The sequence below is a fragment of the Streptomyces sp. NBC_00335 genome (assembly GCF_036127095.1).
Lineage (GTDB): Bacteria > Actinomycetota > Actinomycetes > Streptomycetales > Streptomycetaceae > Streptomyces.
Window position 1 is genome coordinate 2,401,889 of sequence record NZ_CP108006.1, and the last position, 17,872, is coordinate 2,419,760.

Sequence of the window (17,872 nt, forward strand, 5' to 3'; positions counted from 1 at the left end):
GCTCACATGTCCAATGGTTGAGACAACTACCAAGCCTAGCCTCTCGGACACCGTTTTCGACAGGCCCACACAGCACGAACTACGGAATCGGTGAGATCTGACTCCCGAAACAACGAATTACATCGTTCTCGCCTTGCGGAACAGACGACTCCTCGTGCACAGTGAGGTCGTGGTCAGTCGAAGCGCAGATTCCAGGAACAGACAACCGTCCCCTTCGGTCGATGCTGTGTCCCTGGCGATCATCGAGCAACTGCAAGAGGACGGTCGTCGTCCTTACGCGGCGATCGGCAAGGCCGTGGGCCTGTCCGAAGCAGCGGTGCGCCAGCGAGTACAGAAGCTGCTCGACCAGGGCGTCATGCAGATCGTCGCCGTCACCGACCCGCTCACCGTGGGGCTCCGGCGCCAGGCGATGGTCGGCATCAACGTCGAGGGAGACCTCGACCCGGTGGCCGACGCGCTGACCGCGATGGCCGAGTGCGAGTACGTGGTGATGACCGCGGGCTCGTTCGACCTGATGGTGGAAATCGTCTGCGAGGACGACGACCACCTGCTGGAAACGATCAACAAGAAGATCCGCGCGCTCCCCGGCGTGCGATCAACCGAAAGCTTCGTTTACCTGAAGCTGAAGAAGCAGACCTACATGTGGGGAACGCGATAGCCGTGAGCCAGGACCTCTCCAAGACCGCCTACGACCACCTGTGGATGCACTTCACCCGCATGTCGTCGTACGAGAACTCGCCCGTACCCACCATCGTGCGGGGCGAGGGCACCTACATCTTCGACGACAAGGGCAAGCGCTACCTCGACGGCCTCGCGGGCCTGTTCGTGGTCAACGCCGGTCACGGCCGCAAGGAACTGGCCGAGGTCGCCTACAAGCAGGCGCAGGAACTCGCGTTCTTCCCCATCTGGTCGTACGCGCACCCCAAGGCCGTCGAGCTCGCCGAGCGCCTCGCGCACTACGCCCCGGGCGACCTGAACAAGGTCTTCTTCACCACCGGTGGCGGCGAGGCCGTCGAGACCGCCTGGAAGCTCGCGAAGCAGTACTTCAAGCTGCAGGGCAAGCACACCAAGTACAAGGTCATCTCGCGTGCGGTCGCCTACCACGGCACCCCGCAGGGCGCCCTGTCCATCACCGGTCTGCCGGCCCTCAAGGCCCCCTTCGAGCCGCTGGTCCCCGGCGCGCACAAGGTGGTCAACACCAACATCTACCGCGCCCCGATCTACGGCGACGACCCCGAGGCCTACGGCCGCTGGTGCGCCGACCAGATCGAGCAGGAGATCCTGTTCGAGGGCGCCGACACCGTCGCCGCCGTCTTCCTGGAGCCGGTGCAGAACGCCGGTGGCTGCTTCCCGCCGCCGCCCGGCTACTTCCAGCGCGTCCGCGAGATCTGCGACGAGTACGACGTCCTGCTCGTCTCCGACGAGACGATCTGCGCGTTCGGCCGTCTGGGCACGATGTTCGCCTGTGACAAGTTCGACTACATCCCGGACATGATCACCTGCGCGAAGGGCATGACCTCGGGCTACTCCCCGATCGGTGCCTGCATCATCTCGGACCGCCTCGCCGAGCCGTTCTACAAGGGTGACAACACCTTCCTGCACGGCTACACCTTCGGCGGACACCCCGTGTCCTCCGCGGTGGCGCTCGCCAACCTCGACATCTTCGACAAGGAAGGCCTCAACCAGCACGTGCTGGACAACGAGGACGCCTTCCGCGCGACGCTGGAGAAGCTGCACGACCTGCCGATCGTCGGCGACGTCCGCGGCAACGGCTACTTCTACGGCATCGAGCTCGTCAAGGACAAGGTCACCAAGGAGTCCTTCACGGACGAGGAGACGGAGCGCGTGCTCTACGGCTTCCTCTCCAAGGCGCTCTTCGAGAACGGCCTGTACTGCCGCGCCGACGACCGTGGCGACCCGGTCATCCAGCTGGCCCCGCCGCTGACCGCCGACCAGGGCACCTTCGACGAGATCGAGGGCATCCTGCGCCGCGTGCTCACCGAGGCCTGGACCAAGCTCTAACCAGCCCGCGTCCTCCCACCGTCCCGCAGGCGGCAAACTGCCGGACCACACGGCCCGGATCCTCCGTTCGAGTGAGAACGCGGGGGTCCGGGCCGTGTGCTGTCACCATCCAAGACGTTCATCTCTTTACATCTCATTGCGGCGCCAGTGACCAAGCGGGCTCCGCTTCGTTCCCCCGGACGGAGGTGTACGCCATGGTGGCTCCACGGGACAACGCTCCGCCGGACAACGCTCCGCCGGACAAGATCCCGCCCCAGGACGATCTGCTCTGGGCACGGTCCCTTCACTACTCCCACAGCGGTTCGCCGGGACTCATCGGGGTCTCGATCGGCGTCCGCGCGGGAGAGATCCTCGCCGTCACCGGCCCGCGGGGCAGCGGCAAGACCACGCTGCTGCACTGCCTGTCCGGACAGCTGCGGCCCGAGCAGGGCGAGGTCTGGTTCAACAGCGTCCCCGTGCACACCATGGGGACCCTGACCCGCGAGCGGCTGCGCCGCGACCGCTTCGGCTGGATCGGCCCCGAGCCGCGGCTGCTGCCCGAGCTCCGGGTCTGGGAGAACGCCGCCCTGCCGCTGCTGATCGCGGGCGTGCCCCACCGCACGGCCAAACGGGCCGCCTGCGAATGGCTGGACCGCCTCGACATCGGCGCCTTCGCCCGCAAGCACCCCGGCGCCCTCAACCGGGCCGAGTCCCAGCGCGTCGCCCTCGCCCGCGCCCTCGCGAACCTGCCCGCCGTGATCTTCGCCGACGAGCCGACCGCTCCCCTGCACCGGGCCGAGCGCTCCCTGCTGCTGCGCACCCTCACCACGGCCGCCCGCTCCCACGGCATCACCGTGCTGCTCGCCACCCACGAGGAGGAGACCGCGGCCGTCGCCGACCGGCACTTCGCCCTGCTCGACGGCCGCCCGGCCGCCGCGGCGGTCGCTGCCGGGCTCCCCCCTACCTCCATCCCCCAGCCCCCGGAGGACCAGGCCGCGTGCTCGCTCTCCGCCTAGCCCGCGGCTCCCGGCCGCTGGTCCAATTGCGCCGACTGCTCGTCGCCGCCGCTTCGGCCGGCAGCGGCTTCCTGCTGCTGTACGTGCTCGCACAGGCCACGGCCCGGCCCGCCGGATCGTTCCCTCAGCTGCTGTGGGCCCTGGTCCCCCTCGCCGTCACCGTCCAGTTCGCCGTCGCGGTGGCCCGTACCGACCCCGCGACCCGCCCCCTCGAAGGGCTGGACGCCGCCGGGCTGGGACCCCTACGACTCACCCTGGTCGCGACGATCTCCACCGCCGTGGCCTGCGCCCTCGGCAGCGCCGTGGCCCTGGTCGTCTTCCTCCATCTGCGCGGGGACGTGACCGGGCTGCCCTTCGACGGCGCCGGGTCGCGGCTGCTCCACGGCGACCAGCCCCTGCCCGTGGCGGCCGCCCTCACCCTGCTGGCCCTGCTCCCGCTGGCCGCCTCGATCGCCACCGCCCTCGCCCTGCGCCCGCACCCCCGGCCCGCGCCGCAGACCGCACTGCCCTGGGGCATCGCCCTCACCGCCTGCGGACTCGCCGCACTGGCCTACTCCCGCCCCGGCGGAGCCGCCATGCCGACGGGCTGGGCACTGACCGCCCTCGGACTCGCCCTCGCCGGCCCGGGCCTCGCCTACGCCTGCGGGGCGCTCGTCCAGGCCGTCCGCCCGGGCGCGCTCCGGCTGCTGGCCGGGCGGGCCCTCCAGGAGGAGGCCCCCCGGCTGGGCGCACCCCTCGGTGTCCTGTGCGCCGTCGCGGCGGGCGCCCTCAGCGCCGTGGCCCTGCGCGATCACGGCGGACTCCAGGTCCCGCTCGGCCCGCTGACCGCGCCCGCCGCCGCTCTGGTGACGCTGTGCGCGGCCGCCACCCTGCTCACCTCCGCGGTCGAAGTCCGCCAGGCCAGGGCCGCCACCCGCGAGACCCTGACCGGGCTCGGCGCCCCGGGCAAGGTCCTGCGTACGGCCGCGACCGTACGGGCCACCGCGCTGGTGGCGGTGTGCCTGCCGCTCAGCTGGGGTGTGTCACAGCTGACGTCGCTGGCATTGACCCGCTGAGCCGGGCAGCCCTTAGGGTGGGCCGAATGGTCAACCCACACATCGAGACCGATACCGAGATCGAGACCCTCGCCGAGTTCGACCGGGTCGTGGCCCGCGGCTCGCTCAGCGGGTACCGGATCCAGTCGGTCAACCTGCTGGAGCGGACCTTCGCCCTCCTGTCCGCCGACACCTCGGCCGCCGTGTTCCTGGGCTGCCCGATGGAACCGGACGCCTCGGTCAAGGTGCGCGCGGACGGCGCCCTGGTCTTCCCGCCCGTCCCGGACCTCCCCTTCAACCCCTACCGGGGCCTGCTCTACACGGCCGAGGAACTCTTCACCGGACTCTCCGCGGGCTACGAGGCCACGCCCGACTCCGAGGCGTACGCCTGGTTCCAGGAGACCAAGGCTGACGGCGACATCTACTCCTCGATGCTGCGCTCCATCCACGACGACGCCATCTCCGACGCCCTCGACGAACACCTCGTCGGCGCCCGCGTGGTCGGTGTGATGGGCGGCCACGCCATGGCCCGCGGCGGCGACGCCTACCGGGGTGCGGCCGAGCTCGGCCGGACGCTGACCCGCTCCGGTCTGACCGTGGCCACCGGCGGCGGTCCCGGCGCGATGGAGGCGGCCAACCTCGGCGCGTACCTCTCGACGGCCCCCGACGAGGCCCTGCCCGAAGCCCTGCGGATGCTGGCCAAGGCCCCTTCCTTCACCCCGTCCGTCTCCGACTGGGCGCGCGCGGCCTTCGCCGTACGGGAACGCTGGCCGGCGATCACGGGCGGCGACTCGGTGGGCATCCCGACCTGGTTCTACGGACACGAGCCGCCGAACCCCTTCGCCGGACACATCGCGAAGTACTTCGCGAACGCCACCCGGGAGGACGGGCTGCTCGCCCGCTCCAACGCGGGCGTGGTGTTCCTGCCGGGCGCGGCCGGCACCGTCCAGGAGATCTTCGACAACGCGACGCCCAACCACTACGAGTCCCGCGGCGAGCCGACCCCGATGATCCTGGTCGACCGCGCCCACTGGACCGAACGGCTGCCTGCCTGGCCGCTGCTCCAGTCACTCGCCCGGGGCCGGGCGATGGAGTCCCGGATCGCCCTGGTCGACTCGGTTTCAGAGGTTCCGGCGGCCCTCGCAGCCATGAGCTGACCTGGACAACCTGACCCGGTCAGGCAACTTCTCTCCCCTTTTCCACGTCTGGAAGAGGTACGCACTACGTAAAACCTGCCAGACGTGAACGGAGCCCTCGGGTGCTCATAGGCCTGCTCACCGCCATCGCGGCGTCCATCTGCTACGGCACGGGATCCGTCCTGCAAGCCGTGGGCTCACGGCGGGCGGCCCGGATGTCGCCCACCGCCGCCGGGGTCACCCAGCACGGCGGCCCGAACCTCAGCTCGACGGCGAAGGCCGCGATGACCTGGGAGTTCATCGTCGGCACCATCCTGGACTTCGTGGGCTTCGGGCTGGGCGCCCTGGCCGCCCGCCTCCTGCCGCTCTTCCTCTCTCAGACGGTCATCAGCGCCAACCTGGTGATCACGGCCGTGCTGAGCGTGAAGATGCTCGGCATCCGGCTGACCCGCAAGGAATGGACCTCCATCGGGGTCGTCTGTGCGGCACTGGTCCTGCTCGCGACCGCGGCGGGCCACGAGGGCGGCCACTACGCTCCGGCGTCCACGCACTGGTGGCTCCTGGGCGTGACCGTACTGATCATCGTGGGCGGCACGGTGGCGGTACGTTTCCTCGGCGCCCGGGCCGCGATCCTGGCGGGCCTGCTGTCGGGTCTGGCGTTCGGCGCGCTGGGCGTCGGGGTCCGCATCCTCAACGGCGTGGAGCCGTTCTCGTTCCCGTCCCTCCTCGCCGACCCGGCCCTGTACGCCATCGTCCTGGCGGGGGTCGGCGGCATGTACCTGCACACCGTGGCGCTCCAGATCGGCTCGGTGAACGGCGCCACCGCGGCCCTGGTGGTCGGCGAAACCGTGCTCCCCGGCGCGATCGGCGTCCTCTGGCTCGGCGACGCGTCCCGCCCCGGCATGGCCTGGCTGGCGGTCCTCGGCTTCGTCCTGGCGGTAGCCGGCGCGGTGGCAGTCGCCTGGTACGGCAACCACGAGGACGCACACGGAGACGTCCCCACCCCGGTCGGCTGAAACCCGGGGAAGCACCGGGGCTGGTCGCTTTCAGCCGTCCGGCATTTGAGGACCGGGGTCTGGGGCGGAGCCCGGACCCCTCAGCCCGTCCGGCGCTTGAGGACCGGGTCAGGGCCGGCCCTGGGAACGGTGGAAGGGCGGGTAGGGGAACTCCGCCCCGCGCAGCGGCAGGGGCCACCACGCGGACTGCTCCCCCGCGCAGCGGCAAGGGTCGCTGCGCGGGACTCCGCCCGGCCCTACTCCCCCGCCAGCACGACCACCTCGCCCGGGGCGAACTCCACCTCGACCCGGTCCCCGACCGCCGGCGCCCCCTCAAGCCCGCACTCCGCCTCGAGCACGGGCCCCACCTCGGGCCGCAGCGACAGCGCAACATGCGTCCCCCGAAAGGTCCGCGACACCACCTCGCACCCCAGCCCCCCGGGCGCCAGCACCACCCCCGCCGGCCGGATCAGCACACGATGATCCCCCGACGGCGACCCGGCCGGAACCGGCACCTTGCCCCACGGCGTCACGGCCACCCCGGCGGAAAGCACCGCACGCACCACGTTCTCGAAGCCCAGGAACCGCGCCACGAACTCCGACGCCGGCCGCTGCCACACCTCCAGCGGGGTCCCCGCCTGCGCGATCCGCCCGTCCCGCATCACGACCACCCGGTCGGCCAGCGCGAACGCCTCGCCCTGGTCGTGCGTGACGGCCAGTACGGTCGTGCCCAGCCGCGAGAACAGCCCCTGCAACTCCACCACGAGCCGCTCCCGCAGCCCCCGGTCCAGCTGCCCGAGCGGCTCGTCCAGCATCAGCAGCCGCGGCGAAGGCGCCAGCGCCCGCGCCAGCGCGACCCGTTGCTGCTCGCCGCCGGACAGCGAGGCCACCGCCCGGCCCTGCGCCCCGGGCAGCCCGACCAGCTCCAGGAGCTCGGTGACCCGCGCCTCGGAGGACTGCTTCGAAGCACCCCGCATCCGCAGCCCGAAGGCGACGTTCCCGCCCACGTCCCGGTGCGGGAACAGCTGGTGGTCCTGGAACATCAGGCCCACCCCCCGCCGGTGTACGGGCACTGCGGCCTGGTCGGCGCCGCCCAGGAGCACCCTCCCGCCGGCGACGGGCTGGAGCCCGGCCACCACCCGCAGCAGGGTGGACTTGCCGCTCCCGCTCGGCCCCAGCACGCACACGATCTCGTGCTCGGCGACCGCCAGGTCCACGGCGTCCACGACCGCGCGCTCACCGAAGCGGACCGACACCCCTTCCAGCTGAAGCAGGGTCATCAGAACTCTCCGGAGGTCTTGTCGGGCCGCAGCCGCTCCAGCAGGAGCAGGGACACCGCGCACGTCAGCATCAGGATCGTGCTCAGGGCCATCGCCTGGCCGTAGTTCATCTCCCCGGCCCGCCCCAGCAGTCGCGCCACGGCGACCGGCAGCGTCGGATGGTCGGGCCGCGCGATGAAGACGGTCGCCCCGAACTCCCCGAGGGACACGGCGAAGGCGAAGCCCGCCGCGATCAGCAGGGCCCGCCGCACCATCGGCAGGTCCACCTCCCGCCAGGCCCGCAGCGGTGAGGCGCCGAGCACGGCGGCGGCCTCCCGCAGCCGTCCGTCGACCGCGCGGAGCACCGGCAGCATGGTCCGTACGACGAAGGGAACGCCCACCAGCGCCTGCGCCAACGGCACCAGGATCCACGAGGTCCGCAGGTCCAGCGGGGGCTCGTCGAGGGTGATGAGGAAGCCGAAGCCGACGGTCACGGCCGACACCCCCAGCGGGAGCATCAGCAGGGCGTCGAAGCCCCGTACGAAACGGCCCGCGCGCCGGGTCAGCGCCGCGGCGGCGAGCCCGCCGACGACGAGCGCGATGGCGGTGGCGGCGAGCGCGTACTGCAGGGAGTTCCAGATCGCCTCCAGCGGCGGCACCAGGAAGGTACCGCCGCCGGCGCCGACTTCCTGGAGCGCCCGGTAGAAGCCGAACCCGTACCCGCCGGGGGCGTCGAGGGAGCGTTCGACGAGCACGGCGAGCGGCGCCACGATCAGCAGCGCCACCGTCAGCAGCACCCCGCCGAGCAGGGTGCGCTGGGCCCAGCCGCGCGGCCGGTGCGTGGTCCGTCCCGGGTCGACGAGCCGCAGTGCGGTCTCCCGCTTGCGCACGGTCCAGGCGTGCACGCCGAGGATCGCGCCGATGGCCGCGAACTGCACCATCGTCAGCACGGCGGCCGTCGGCAGGTCCAGGAGCTGCGCGGTCTGCCGGTACACCTCCACCTCCAGCGTGGAGTACGCGGGCCCGCCCAGGATCTGCACGACGCCGAAGGAGGAGAACGTGAACAGGAACACCATCAGCGAGGCGGCGGCCACCGCCGGCACCAGCGCGGGCAGCGTCACGCGCCGCCAGGCGGCGAACCGCCCGGCGCCGAGCACCCGGGCGGCCTCTTCCTGCCGTGGATCGAGCTGCGCCCACAGGCCGCCGACCGTGCGGATGACGACGGCGTAGTTGAAGAAGACGTGCGCGAGCAGGATCGCCCATACGGTCGTGTCGAGGCGGATCCCCCACACCTCGTCCAGCAGACCGTTCCGCCCCACCAGCGCGAGGAACGCGGTGCCGACCACGACGGTCGGCAGCACGAACGGCACCGTCACGAGCGCCCGCAGCACCTGCTTGCCGGGGAACTCGAAGCGCGCGAAGACGTACGCGCCGGGGAGTGCGATCAGGAGCGTGAGCGCCGTGGACGCGAGCGCCTGCCAGGTGGTGAACCAGAGCACGTCGCCGATGTCGGGCCGGGCCAGCACCTCGCCGATCCGGCCGAACTGCCAGCCGGTGTCGGTCTTGAGCCCGCGCCCGACGATCGCGGCCACGGGGTACGCGAAGAACAGCCCGAAGAAGACGAGCGGCACGGCCATCAGACCGAGCCTGACGGCCGTGGCCCGCCCGCTCTCCTTCGGTACGGAACTCAACCGTCCTACTTCACGACGAGCGCGGTCCACGCCTTGACCCACTGGTCGCGGTTCTTGGCGATGGCCTCCGGGGCGACCGTCTCGGGCTTCTCGATGACGACGCCGTGCTTGGTGAACAGCTCCGGCACCGCCGCGTCCTTGGTCACCGGGTTCACGAACATCTGGAGCGGCATGTCCTCCTGGAACTTCTTGGAGATCAGGAAGTCCAGGAGCGCCTTGCCGCCCTCCTCGTTCTTCGCGCCCTTGAGCAGACCCGCGAACTCGGTCTGGCGGAAGCACGTGCCCGTCGCGACGCCCGTGGGGGCCTCGGCCGGCTGCGGCTCGCCGAAGAGCACCTCGACCGGCGGGCTGGAGGCGTAGGAGACGACCAGCGGCCGGTCGCCCTTGGCCTTCTTTCCGCCCGCCGAGCCGGAGAAGCGCTCGTTGTAGGCCTGCTCCCAGCCGTCGACGACCTCGACGCCGTTGGCCTTGAGCTTGCTCCAGTAGTCCTTCCAGCCCTCGTCGCCGTACTTGCCGACGGAGGCGAGGAGGAAGCCGAGGCCGGGCGAGGAGGTCGCGGCGTTCTCGGTGACCAGCAGGTTCTTGTACTCCGGCTTGATCAGGTCGTCCAGCGTCTGCGGCGGGGCGATCTTCTTGTCGGCGAAGTAGGCCTTGTCGTAGTTCACGCAGATGTCGCCGGAGTCGACGGGGGTGACCCGGTGCTCCTTGTCGGCCACGAACTCGGGCTTCACCTCGGCCAGCCCCTTGGCCTCGTACGGCGTGAAGATGCCGTTGTCGAGGGCACGGGAGAGGAGCGTGTTGTCCACGCCGAAGAAGACGTCGCCGCGCGGGGAGCCCTTGGTGAGGATCTCCTGGTTCAGGGCGGCGCCCGCGTCGCCCGACTTCAGGACCTTGACGGTGTAGCCGCTCTGCTGCTCGAACTCCTTGAGGACCGTGTCGGTCACGTTGAAGGAGTCGTGCGAGACGAGGGTGATCGTCTTGGACTTCGGAGCGGCGCTCGCCCCGGCGGACTTGTCCTTGGCATCGCTGCCGCAGGCGCTGAGCGTGGTGACGCCGAGCGCGGCCACGAGCGCGATGCCCGCCATCTTCTTGGTGGTGCTCATTGGTGCATTCCTCCTGGGATGTCCAGGAGAAGACGCGGCCCTGCCCGGCGCTCTGTGGAGCGGACGCCGGGCAGGGCGCAACAGCTTGAGTGGTGACCGAACTTCCTACCCCGAATGACCGGGGCGAGGTTCAGAGGGTCTGCGGTGACGGTTACCGCACTCTCAGCGCTGTGGCGCTCCCCTGTCGGAATATGAAATTGGTTTCGGCCACAGGGTACCCCGTGGCCGAATGCGAACCTCAACTGGCGGAAATCAGCGCTCCGAGGCGGCGAGCTGGCCGCACGCGCCGTCGATCTCCTGGCCACGGGTGTCGCGGACGGTCACCGGCACGCCGTGGCGGGCGATGGCGTCAACGAAGGCCTTCTCGTCCTCGGGCCGCGAAGCGGTCCACTTCGAGCCCGGCGTCGGGTTCAGCGGGATCAGGTTGACGTGCACGCGCTTGCCCTTGAGCAGCTTGCCGAGCAGGTCGCCGCGCCAGGCCTGGTCGTTGATGTCGCGGATCAGGGCGTACTCGATGGAGATCCGGCGGCCGGACTTCTCCGCGTACTCCCAGGCCGCGCCGAGCACCTCGCGGACGTTCCAGCGGGTGTTCACGGGGACCAGGGTGTCGCGCAGCTCGTCGTCCGGGGCGTGCAGGGAGACGGCGAGGCGGCACTTGAAGCCCTCGTCGGCGAAGCGCAGCATCGCCGGGACCAGACCCACGGTGGAGACGGTGATCCCGCGCTGGGACAGGCCCAGGCCATCGGGCTCCGGGTCGGTGAGGCGGCGGATGGCGCCGACGACGCGGTTGTAGTTGGCGAGCGGCTCACCCATGCCCATGAAGACGATGTTCGACAGCCGGGCGGGCCCGCCGGGGACCTCGCCGTCGCGCAGGGCGCGCATGCCGTCGACGATCTGGTGCACGATCTCGGCGGTCGACAGGTTGCGGTCGAGGCCCGCCTGGCCGGTGGCGCAGAACGGGCAGTTCATTCCGCAGCCGGCCTGCGAGGAGATGCACATGGTGACCCGGTCCGGGTAGCGCATCAGCACCGACTCGACGAGCGTGCCGTCGTGCAGCTTCCACAGGGTCTTGCGGGTGGTGTCGTCGTCGCACGAGATGTGGCGCAGGACGTTCATCAGGTCCGGCAGCAGCTCCTGCTGGAGCTTCTCGCGGGAGGCGGCCGGGATGTCGGTCCACTCGGCCGGGTCGTGCGCGTACCGGGCGAAGTAGTGCTGGGAGAGCTGCTTGGCCCGGAAGGGCTTCTCGCCGATCGCGGCGACCGCCTCCCGGCGCTCCTCGGGGGTGAGGTCGGCGAGGTGCCGGGGCGGCTTCTTCGCTCCACGAGGGGCGACGAAAGTGAGCTCTCCCGGGACTGGGCGGGCCATGGCAGGTACTCCTTGTAAGACGAAAGGCGCGCCGCAGAAGCAGCGCGCCTTCCAAGAGTAACCGCCCTACCTGCACGGGCGCCTTTTCGCAGGTCAGCCCGTGCCCACGAACGCCGCCAGCAGCAGCCAGACCACCGGGGCCGTCGGAAGCAGGGAATCCAGCCGGTCCATGATGCCGCCGTGACCCGGCAGCAGCGTGCCCATGTCCTTGATCCCGAGATCCCGCTTGATCATGGATTCCCCGAGGTCGCCGAGCGTGGCGCTGACCGCGACGGCGAGGCCGAGCACCAGGCCCTGCCACCAGACGCCCCCGTCGATCAGGAACTCCATGCACAGCGCGCCGGCGCCCATCGCGAAGGCCACCGCTCCGAAGAGCCCCTCGCGGGTCTTTCCTGGGCTGATGCGCGGGGCGAGCTTGGTCTTGCCGAAGCGCCAGCCGACCGCGTAGGCCCCGGTGTCGCTGACCACCGTCAGGAGCAGGAAGGTGATCACCCGCTGCGGCCCGTCGTCGGCGGTGAGCAGCATCGCGACGAAGGTGGCCAGGAAAGGCACGTAGAACGCCGCGAAGGCGCCCGCCGTGACGTCCTTGAGGTAGTCCTCGGGCGGCTCGGTCATCCGCCAGACGAGGACCGCCAGCACCGTCAGCGCCATGGCCACCCAGGCACCCTCGGCCCCGCGGACGTATCCGGCGATGACCATGGCCGCGCCGCCGATGGCGAGCGGGACCAGCGGGGCCTTGATGCCCTTCTTCTCCTGCAGCCGGGAGGTGAGCTCCCACAGGCCGACGACGACCGCCACGACGACGACGCCGACGAAGACCGCCTTGACGATGAGCAGCGAAGCGAAGATCACCGCACCGAGGCCCACTCCGACCCCTATGGCGGCACGCAGGTCCCGCCCGGCACGCTTCTTCTGAGGCGGTGGCGAGGCGTCCTGCGGTGCCGGCGAAGGCGGAGTCGGCGGGGGGCTGGGCATGGGCTCCTGCGGCGGTGTATCGGCGCGGAAGAGGGGGCCGCCGTCAGCGGCGGCCCCCCGATCGCGTGCTTCCCGGTCGTCGAAGTCACGGCCGGCGGCATCGGGCACGATGGGCATGGGCCGAGTGTGCGGGCCCACCAGCGCATCGTAGGCGGGACCCGCCGGAACCGGCTCCGGCTGCCAGGAAGTGTCGTTCATCAGACTTCGAGGAGCTCGGCTTCCTTGTGCTTCAGGAGCTCGTCCACCTGCGCGACGTACTTCGCGGTGGTGTCGTCGAGCTCCTTCTCGGCGCGGCGCACCTCGTCCTCGCCGGCTTCCTTGTCCTTGACGAGCTTGTCGAGGGCGTCCTTCGCCTTGCGGCGGATGGCGCGGATCGACACCTTGGAGTCCTCGGCCTTGGTGCGCGCGACCTTGATGTACTCCTTGCGGCGGTCCTGCGTCAGCTCGGGGAAGGTCACCCGGATGATGCTGCCGTCGTTGCTGGGGTTGACGCCCAGGTCGGAGTCGCGGATGGCCGTCTCGATGTTGCGCAGGGCGCTCTTGTCGAACGGGGTCACGATCGCCATGCGCGGCTCGGGGACCGAGAAGGAGGCGAGCTGGTTGATGGGCGTGATGGCGCCGTAGTACTCCGCCACGATCTTGTTGAACATCGCCGGGTGCGCACGACCGGTGCGAATCGCGGCGAAGTCTTCCTTGGCGACGACGACGGCCTTTTCCATCTTCTCCTCGGCCTCGAGGAGGATCTCTTCGGTCACCACGTGCTCCTGCATGTCAGAAATGGATGGTTCAGGCGGACGGGGGGCCTGCTCAGGCCCGGGTGCCCTGGTCGCTCACGAGCGTGCCGATCTTCTCACCCTTGACGGCTCGCGCGATATTGCCCTCGGCGAGCAGCTCGAAGACCAGGATCGGCAGCTTGTTGTCGCGGCACAGCGTGATGGCGGTGGCATCGGCGACCTTGAGGTCGCGCGACAGCACCTCGCTGTACTCCAGCGCGTCGAACTTCACGGCGTCCGGGTTCTTCTTCGGGTCGGAGTCGTAGACCCCGTCGACGCCGTTCTTGCCCATGAGCAGGGCTTCCGCGTCGATTTCCAGGGCGCGCTGGGCGGCCGTGGTGTCGGTGGAGAAGTAGGGCATGCCCATGCCGGCGCCGAAGATGACCACGCGGCCCTTCTCCAGGTGGCGCACGGCGCGCAGCGGAATGTACGGCTCGGCGACCTGGCCCATGGTGATGGCCGTCTGGACGCGGGAGTCGATGCCTTCCTTCTCCAGGAAGTCCTGGAGGGCGAGGCAGTTCATGACCGTGCCGAGCATGCCCATGTAGTCGGACCGGGCCCGGTCCATGCCGCGCTGCTGGAGTTCGGCGCCGCGGAAGAAGTTGCCTCCGCCGATCACGATCGCGATCTCCGCGCCGTCGCGGACCACCGCGGCGATCTCGCGGGCGATGGCGTGGACCACGTCGGGGTCGACGCCGAGTCCTCCGCCACCGGAGAAGGCCTCGCCCGACAGCTTCAGCATGAAGCGGCGGCCCTTCTTGTCCTGGTCGCTCTTGTCGTCGGAAGCGGTGTGGGTGTCCACGCCCTGATTCATGGAGATCTCCTCGTGCACATACGAAGAAGGCCATTGCCGGTGGGTCCTCGCGGTTCCCTCTACGGCAATGGCCTCCTCGTCAGATCTGCGGTCGCCCTGCGCGAACGCGGGCGACTGCTTCAGACCCTACCGGGGTCCGGTGTCCGTCGCGTACGGACGGACTCAGATGCCGACCTTGATGCGCGAGAAGCGCACCAGGGTGACACCGGCCTCGTCCAGAACCTTCTGGACGGACTTCTTGGCGTCCAGGGCGTAGGCCTGGCCAAGCAGCGTGTTGTCGCGGAAGAAGCCGTTGACACGACCCTCGACGATCTTCGGCAGCGCGGCCTCCGGCTTGCCCTCGGCGCGGGTGACCTCTTCGGCCACGCGACGCTCGGACTCGACGACCTCGGCCGGAACGTCCTCGGCGGAGAGCCACTTCGGCGCGAACGCGGCGATGTGCTGCGCGACGCCGCGGGCGACCTCGGCGTTCTCCTTGTCGAGCTCGACCAGGACGCCGATCTGGAACGGCAGGTCGGGCATCGTGCGGTGCATGTACGCCGAGACGTAACCGCCGGTGAACTGCGCGAAGCGGTCCAGGACGATCTTCTCGCCGAGGTTGGCGTTGGCCTCGTCGACGAACGCCTGCACGGTCTTGCCGGGGGCGATCTCGGACGCCAGGAGCGCCTCGGTGTCGGCCGGCGAGGTCGCGGCGATGTGGTTGGCCAGCTCGTTGGTGACCGCAAGGAACTTGTCGCCCTTGGCGACGAAGTCCGTCTCGCACTTCAGCTCGACGAGGACACCGGAGGTGTTGTCGTCGGAGATGACGGAAACGACGGCACCGTTCTCGGCAGAACGGCCTTCGCGCTTGGCGACGCCCTTCTGACCCTTGATACGGAGTGCCTCGACGGCCTTGTCGACGTCACCGTCGGCCTCGACCAGCGCGTTCTTGCAGTCCAGCATGCCGACGCCGGTGAGCTCGCGGAGCTTCTTGACGTCAGCGGCGGTGTAGTTCGCCATGAGTCTGTGATTCTCTCTCGAAGTCGTAGATCTACGGGTGAACGGCGGAGGAGGCGCGCTCGTGGCGCGGCTCCCCCGCCGTCATCGTCCGTGCTGTGAGTGCCCGGCGTTCACGCGCCGGGCGCCCTCAGTGGGTGGGTCAGGCCTGCTCGGCGTCGGCGGCCGGAGCCTCGACGACGGCCTCGGCGACAACCTCGGCCTCGGCGGCCGGAGCAGCCTCGGCCTCGACGGCGGGGGCGTCGACAACAGCCTCGGCGGCCGGAGCGGCCTCGGCGTCGTCGGCCTTCTTGTCACCCTCGAGCAGGTCGCGCTCCCACTCGGCGAGCGGCTCGGCGGCGGCCTTCTCGCCCGGCTTCGAGTCGCCAGTGGCGGCACCGGAACGGGCGATGAGGCCCTCGGCGACGGCGTCGGCGATCACGCGGGTGAGCAGGGTGACGGAGCGGATCGCGTCGTCGTTGCCCGGGATCTTGTAGTCGACCTCGTCGGGGTCGCAGTTGGTGTCGAGGATCGCGACGACCGGGATGTGGAGCTTGCGCGCCTCACCGACGGCGATGTGCTCCTTCTTGGTGTCGACGATCCAGACGGCGCTGGGGACCTTCGACATCTCGCGGATACCACCGAGGGTCTTCTCCAGCTTGATCTTCTCGCGAGAGAGGACCAGGAGCTCCTTCTTGGTGAGACCCGAGGCGGCGACGTCCTCGAAGTCGATCGCCTCAAGCTCCTTCAGACGCTGAAGGCGCTTGTAGACGGTGGAGAAGTTGGTGAGCATGCCACCCAGCCACCGCTGGTTGACGTAGGGCATACCAACGCGCGTCGCCTGCTCGGCGATGGCCTCCTGGGCCTGCTTCTTGGTACCGACGAACATGATGGAACCGCCGTGGGCGACGGTCTCCTTCACGAACTCGTAGGCGCGGTCGATGTACGACAGCGACTGCAGCAGGTCGATGATGTAGATGCCGTTGCGCTCCGTGAAGATGAAGCGCTTCATCTTCGGGTTCCAACGGCGGGTCTGGTGACCGAAGTGGACGCCGCTTTCCAGCAGCTCCCGCATCGTTACGACGGCCATGGCCATCTCCTTGTTTTCTCGGTTTGGTTCCTGACGCCCCTGTCGCGCCCTGCCCCCGTAGAGGGGACCGAGAGACGCTGTCACCTGGCCCTGAGGGGCCGGTGCTGGGGCGTGCGAAGTCGACCCGGTGACCCGGATCGCCACAAGAAGTGTACGGGACCCGGTGGTATGCCGGATGACGCGGTTGTCCACAGCTCCCCGCCCGTCCACAGGCCCGCCCGGGACCGGCTCCTGAAGCGGAACCATTCCCCCATGACGAAGCTGCTGCTCACCCTGCTCCTGGCCCTGGGCCTGACCCTGACCCCGGCTCCGACGAAGCCCGGGTCGCCGGGGCCGGCCCCGGGCGGACGCCCGCTCCCGTCCCCCCTGACGGTGATCCGCTGGTGGGACCCGCCCCCGACCCCGTACGCGGCGGGCCACCGCGGGGTGGACCTGGCGGCCCCGGTGGGCACGGAGCTCCGCGCGGTCGGTCCGGGCCGGGTCCACTTCGCCGGCCCGGTCGCGGGCCGCGGGGTCCTCTCGCTGACCCTCCCGAACGGCCTGCGCACGACGTACGAACCGGTCCGCCCCCTGGTGGCACAGGGCGCCGAGGTCACGACGGGCCAGGTGGTGGCCCTCCTCACGGACGGCCCCCACTGCCCCCGCTCATGCCTCCACTGGGGCCTCCTCCACCAGGAGACCTACCTCAACCCCCTGAAACTCCTCCCCCACCCAACCCCCCGCCTACTCCCCCTGCCCCACCCGAGCTTTCAGCCGCCGGGCGCTTGAGACCGGGGTCAGGGCACTTCCAGCCGTCCGGCGCTTGAGGACCGGGGTCCGGGCACTTCCAGCCGTCCGGCGCTTGAGGACCGGGGTCTGGGGCGGAGCCCTGGGAACGGTCGAAGGGCGGGTAGGGGACGGCCCCGCAGGGCATCGCACCCACCACACCGTCACGACCTGGGGCCGGCCCCCGGACTGGAGGCTCGGCCAGAGCCGGAAGCCGGGGCCGGGTCAGCCCCCGACGCCCCGCAGCGCCATCGCCACCGCCGCATCCGTGACAACGCCGGGATCCTCCCCCGCGCCACCCTCGATCCGCCGGACGGCGGCGTCCACCACACCCTGAAGCAGCATCGCGGCCAGCCTCGGCTCCGCCTGCCCCAGCGCGCCCAACGCCTCCACGATCATCGCGATCAGGCTCCCGTGCGCCGCACGGATCTTCTCCCGCGCCCCGGCGTCCAGCTCGCTCGCCGAGATCGCCACCACCGCCCGGTGCCGCTTGTCCCCCACCAGCCCCAGCTGGCAGCGCACGTACGCCTCGATCTTCGCCTCCGGCGCCTCCGCCTCGGACATGGCCGCCTCGATCTCGGCCGCCCACACGGGGAAGTCCACCGCGCACAGCTCTTCGACGACGGCCGCGCGGGATCGGAAGTACTCGTACACGGAGGACCGGGCGAGGCCGGTGCGCTCGGCGAGGGCGGGGAAGGTCAGCGCTTCCGTCCCCCCTTCGGACAGCAGGGAACGCGCGGCGTCCAACAGGGCGCCGCGCTGCATCGACCGGTGCTCGGCCACGGAGGCCGCTCGAATCCTGGGCACGCGTCCACTCTACGGATGTACCGCAAGGCCGGCGCACGCTCTCGGCCTCCGCCCCCGCGCACCGGGCCCCCGG

General features: G+C 70.5%; 17 protein-coding genes. 7 read left to right on the top strand and 10 right to left on the bottom strand.

Annotated features, from left to right (window positions below):
* Nucleotides 1-154 precede the first annotated feature (154 nt).
* From OHA37_RS10470 to OHA37_RS10495, 6 genes are all read left to right on the top strand, one after another.
* Entirely contained in the window at nucleotides 155-658 is a 504-nt protein-coding gene (locus tag OHA37_RS10470; protein ID WP_073910973.1) for an Lrp/AsnC family transcriptional regulator, read from the top strand.
* Complete coding sequence (locus OHA37_RS10475; RefSeq protein WP_266904063.1) at nucleotides 643-2,022, top strand: aspartate aminotransferase family protein; 1,380 nt, start codon at nucleotides 643-645, stop codon at nucleotides 2,020-2,022. Before OHA37_RS10470 ends, OHA37_RS10475 begins: the two co-directional genes overlap by 16 nt.
* 194 nt (nucleotides 2,023-2,216) lie before the next feature.
* Nucleotides 2,217-3,017: an ABC transporter ATP-binding protein gene (locus tag OHA37_RS10480; RefSeq protein ID WP_266904064.1), complete on the top strand. Its 801-nt coding sequence runs from the start codon at nucleotides 2,217-2,219 to the stop codon at nucleotides 3,015-3,017.
* Nucleotides 2,999-4,072 (top strand): hypothetical protein, encoded by a 1,074-nt coding sequence (locus OHA37_RS10485; RefSeq protein ID WP_266904065.1) that lies wholly within the window; start codon nucleotides 2,999-3,001, stop codon nucleotides 4,070-4,072. The genes OHA37_RS10480 and OHA37_RS10485 overlap by 19 nt, the downstream gene beginning before the upstream one ends.
* A 26-nt stretch (nucleotides 4,073-4,098) precedes the next feature.
* Nucleotides 4,099-5,208: an LOG family protein gene (locus OHA37_RS10490; protein ID WP_266904066.1), complete on the top strand. Its 1,110-nt coding sequence runs from the start codon at nucleotides 4,099-4,101 to the stop codon at nucleotides 5,206-5,208.
* Nucleotides 5,209-5,309: 101 nt separating this feature from the next.
* Nucleotides 5,310-6,203 (top strand): hypothetical protein, encoded by an 894-nt coding sequence (locus OHA37_RS10495; protein WP_266904067.1) that lies wholly within the window; start codon nucleotides 5,310-5,312, stop codon nucleotides 6,201-6,203.
* 236 nt (nucleotides 6,204-6,439) lie between these two features.
* On the opposite strand, the gene OHA37_RS10500 is transcribed toward OHA37_RS10495, so the two are convergent.
* From OHA37_RS10500 to rpsB, 9 genes are all read right to left on the bottom strand, one after another.
* Nucleotides 6,440-7,462, bottom strand: a complete 1,023-nt coding sequence (locus tag OHA37_RS10500) for an ABC transporter ATP-binding protein (RefSeq protein WP_266904068.1) — start codon at nucleotides 7,460-7,462, stop codon at nucleotides 6,440-6,442.
* A complete protein-coding gene (locus OHA37_RS10505; RefSeq protein ID WP_266912655.1) occupies nucleotides 7,462-9,078 on the bottom strand; it encodes an ABC transporter permease in 1,617 nt (538 codons plus the stop codon). The genes OHA37_RS10500 and OHA37_RS10505 overlap by 1 nt, the downstream gene beginning before the upstream one ends.
* A 59-nt stretch (nucleotides 9,079-9,137) precedes the next feature.
* The gene (locus tag OHA37_RS10510) at nucleotides 9,138-10,235 is read right to left on the bottom strand and encodes a thiamine ABC transporter substrate-binding protein (RefSeq protein WP_266904069.1); all 1,098 of its coding nucleotides are present in this window, start codon (nucleotides 10,233-10,235) and stop codon (nucleotides 9,138-9,140) included.
* A gap of 252 nt (nucleotides 10,236-10,487) precedes the next feature.
* Complete coding sequence (gene rlmN, locus OHA37_RS10515; RefSeq protein WP_266904070.1) at nucleotides 10,488-11,600, bottom strand: 23S rRNA (adenine(2503)-C(2))-methyltransferase RlmN; 1,113 nt, start codon at nucleotides 11,598-11,600, stop codon at nucleotides 10,488-10,490.
* Nucleotides 11,601-11,693: 93 nt separating this feature from the next.
* The gene (locus tag OHA37_RS10520; RefSeq protein WP_266904071.1) at nucleotides 11,694-12,773 is read right to left on the bottom strand and encodes a phosphatidate cytidylyltransferase; all 1,080 of its coding nucleotides are present in this window, start codon (nucleotides 12,771-12,773) and stop codon (nucleotides 11,694-11,696) included.
* Entirely contained in the window at nucleotides 12,773-13,330 is a 558-nt protein-coding gene (frr, locus tag OHA37_RS10525; RefSeq protein ID WP_112453867.1) for a ribosome recycling factor, read from the bottom strand. Before frr ends, OHA37_RS10520 begins: the two co-directional genes overlap by 1 nt.
* A gap of 52 nt (nucleotides 13,331-13,382) precedes the next feature.
* Entirely contained in the window at nucleotides 13,383-14,162 is a 780-nt protein-coding gene (gene pyrH, locus OHA37_RS10530) for a UMP kinase (RefSeq protein ID WP_243337648.1), read from the bottom strand.
* Between the two features lie 162 nt (nucleotides 14,163-14,324).
* A complete protein-coding gene (gene tsf, locus OHA37_RS10535; protein WP_266904072.1) occupies nucleotides 14,325-15,161 on the bottom strand; it encodes a translation elongation factor Ts in 837 nt (278 codons plus the stop codon).
* Between the two features lie 139 nt (nucleotides 15,162-15,300).
* Nucleotides 15,301-16,227 carry a 30S ribosomal protein S2 gene (rpsB, locus tag OHA37_RS10540; protein ID WP_266904073.1) on the bottom strand — a complete coding sequence of 309 codons (927 nt, stop codon included), beginning with the start codon at nucleotides 16,225-16,227 and terminating at the stop codon, nucleotides 15,301-15,303.
* 252 nt (nucleotides 16,228-16,479) lie between these two features.
* Between rpsB and OHA37_RS10545 the strand changes: the two genes are divergently transcribed.
* Nucleotides 16,480-16,995, top strand: a complete 516-nt coding sequence (locus tag OHA37_RS10545; protein WP_266904074.1) for a M23 family metallopeptidase — start codon at nucleotides 16,480-16,482, stop codon at nucleotides 16,993-16,995.
* A 222-nt stretch (nucleotides 16,996-17,217) separates the two neighbouring features.
* Here OHA37_RS10545 and OHA37_RS10550 read toward each other — a convergent pair whose 3' ends face one another.
* Nucleotides 17,218-17,775 (bottom strand): TetR/AcrR family transcriptional regulator, encoded by a 558-nt coding sequence (locus tag OHA37_RS10550; RefSeq protein WP_266912657.1) that lies wholly within the window; start codon nucleotides 17,773-17,775, stop codon nucleotides 17,218-17,220.
* Nucleotides 17,776-17,872 lie beyond the last annotated feature (97 nt).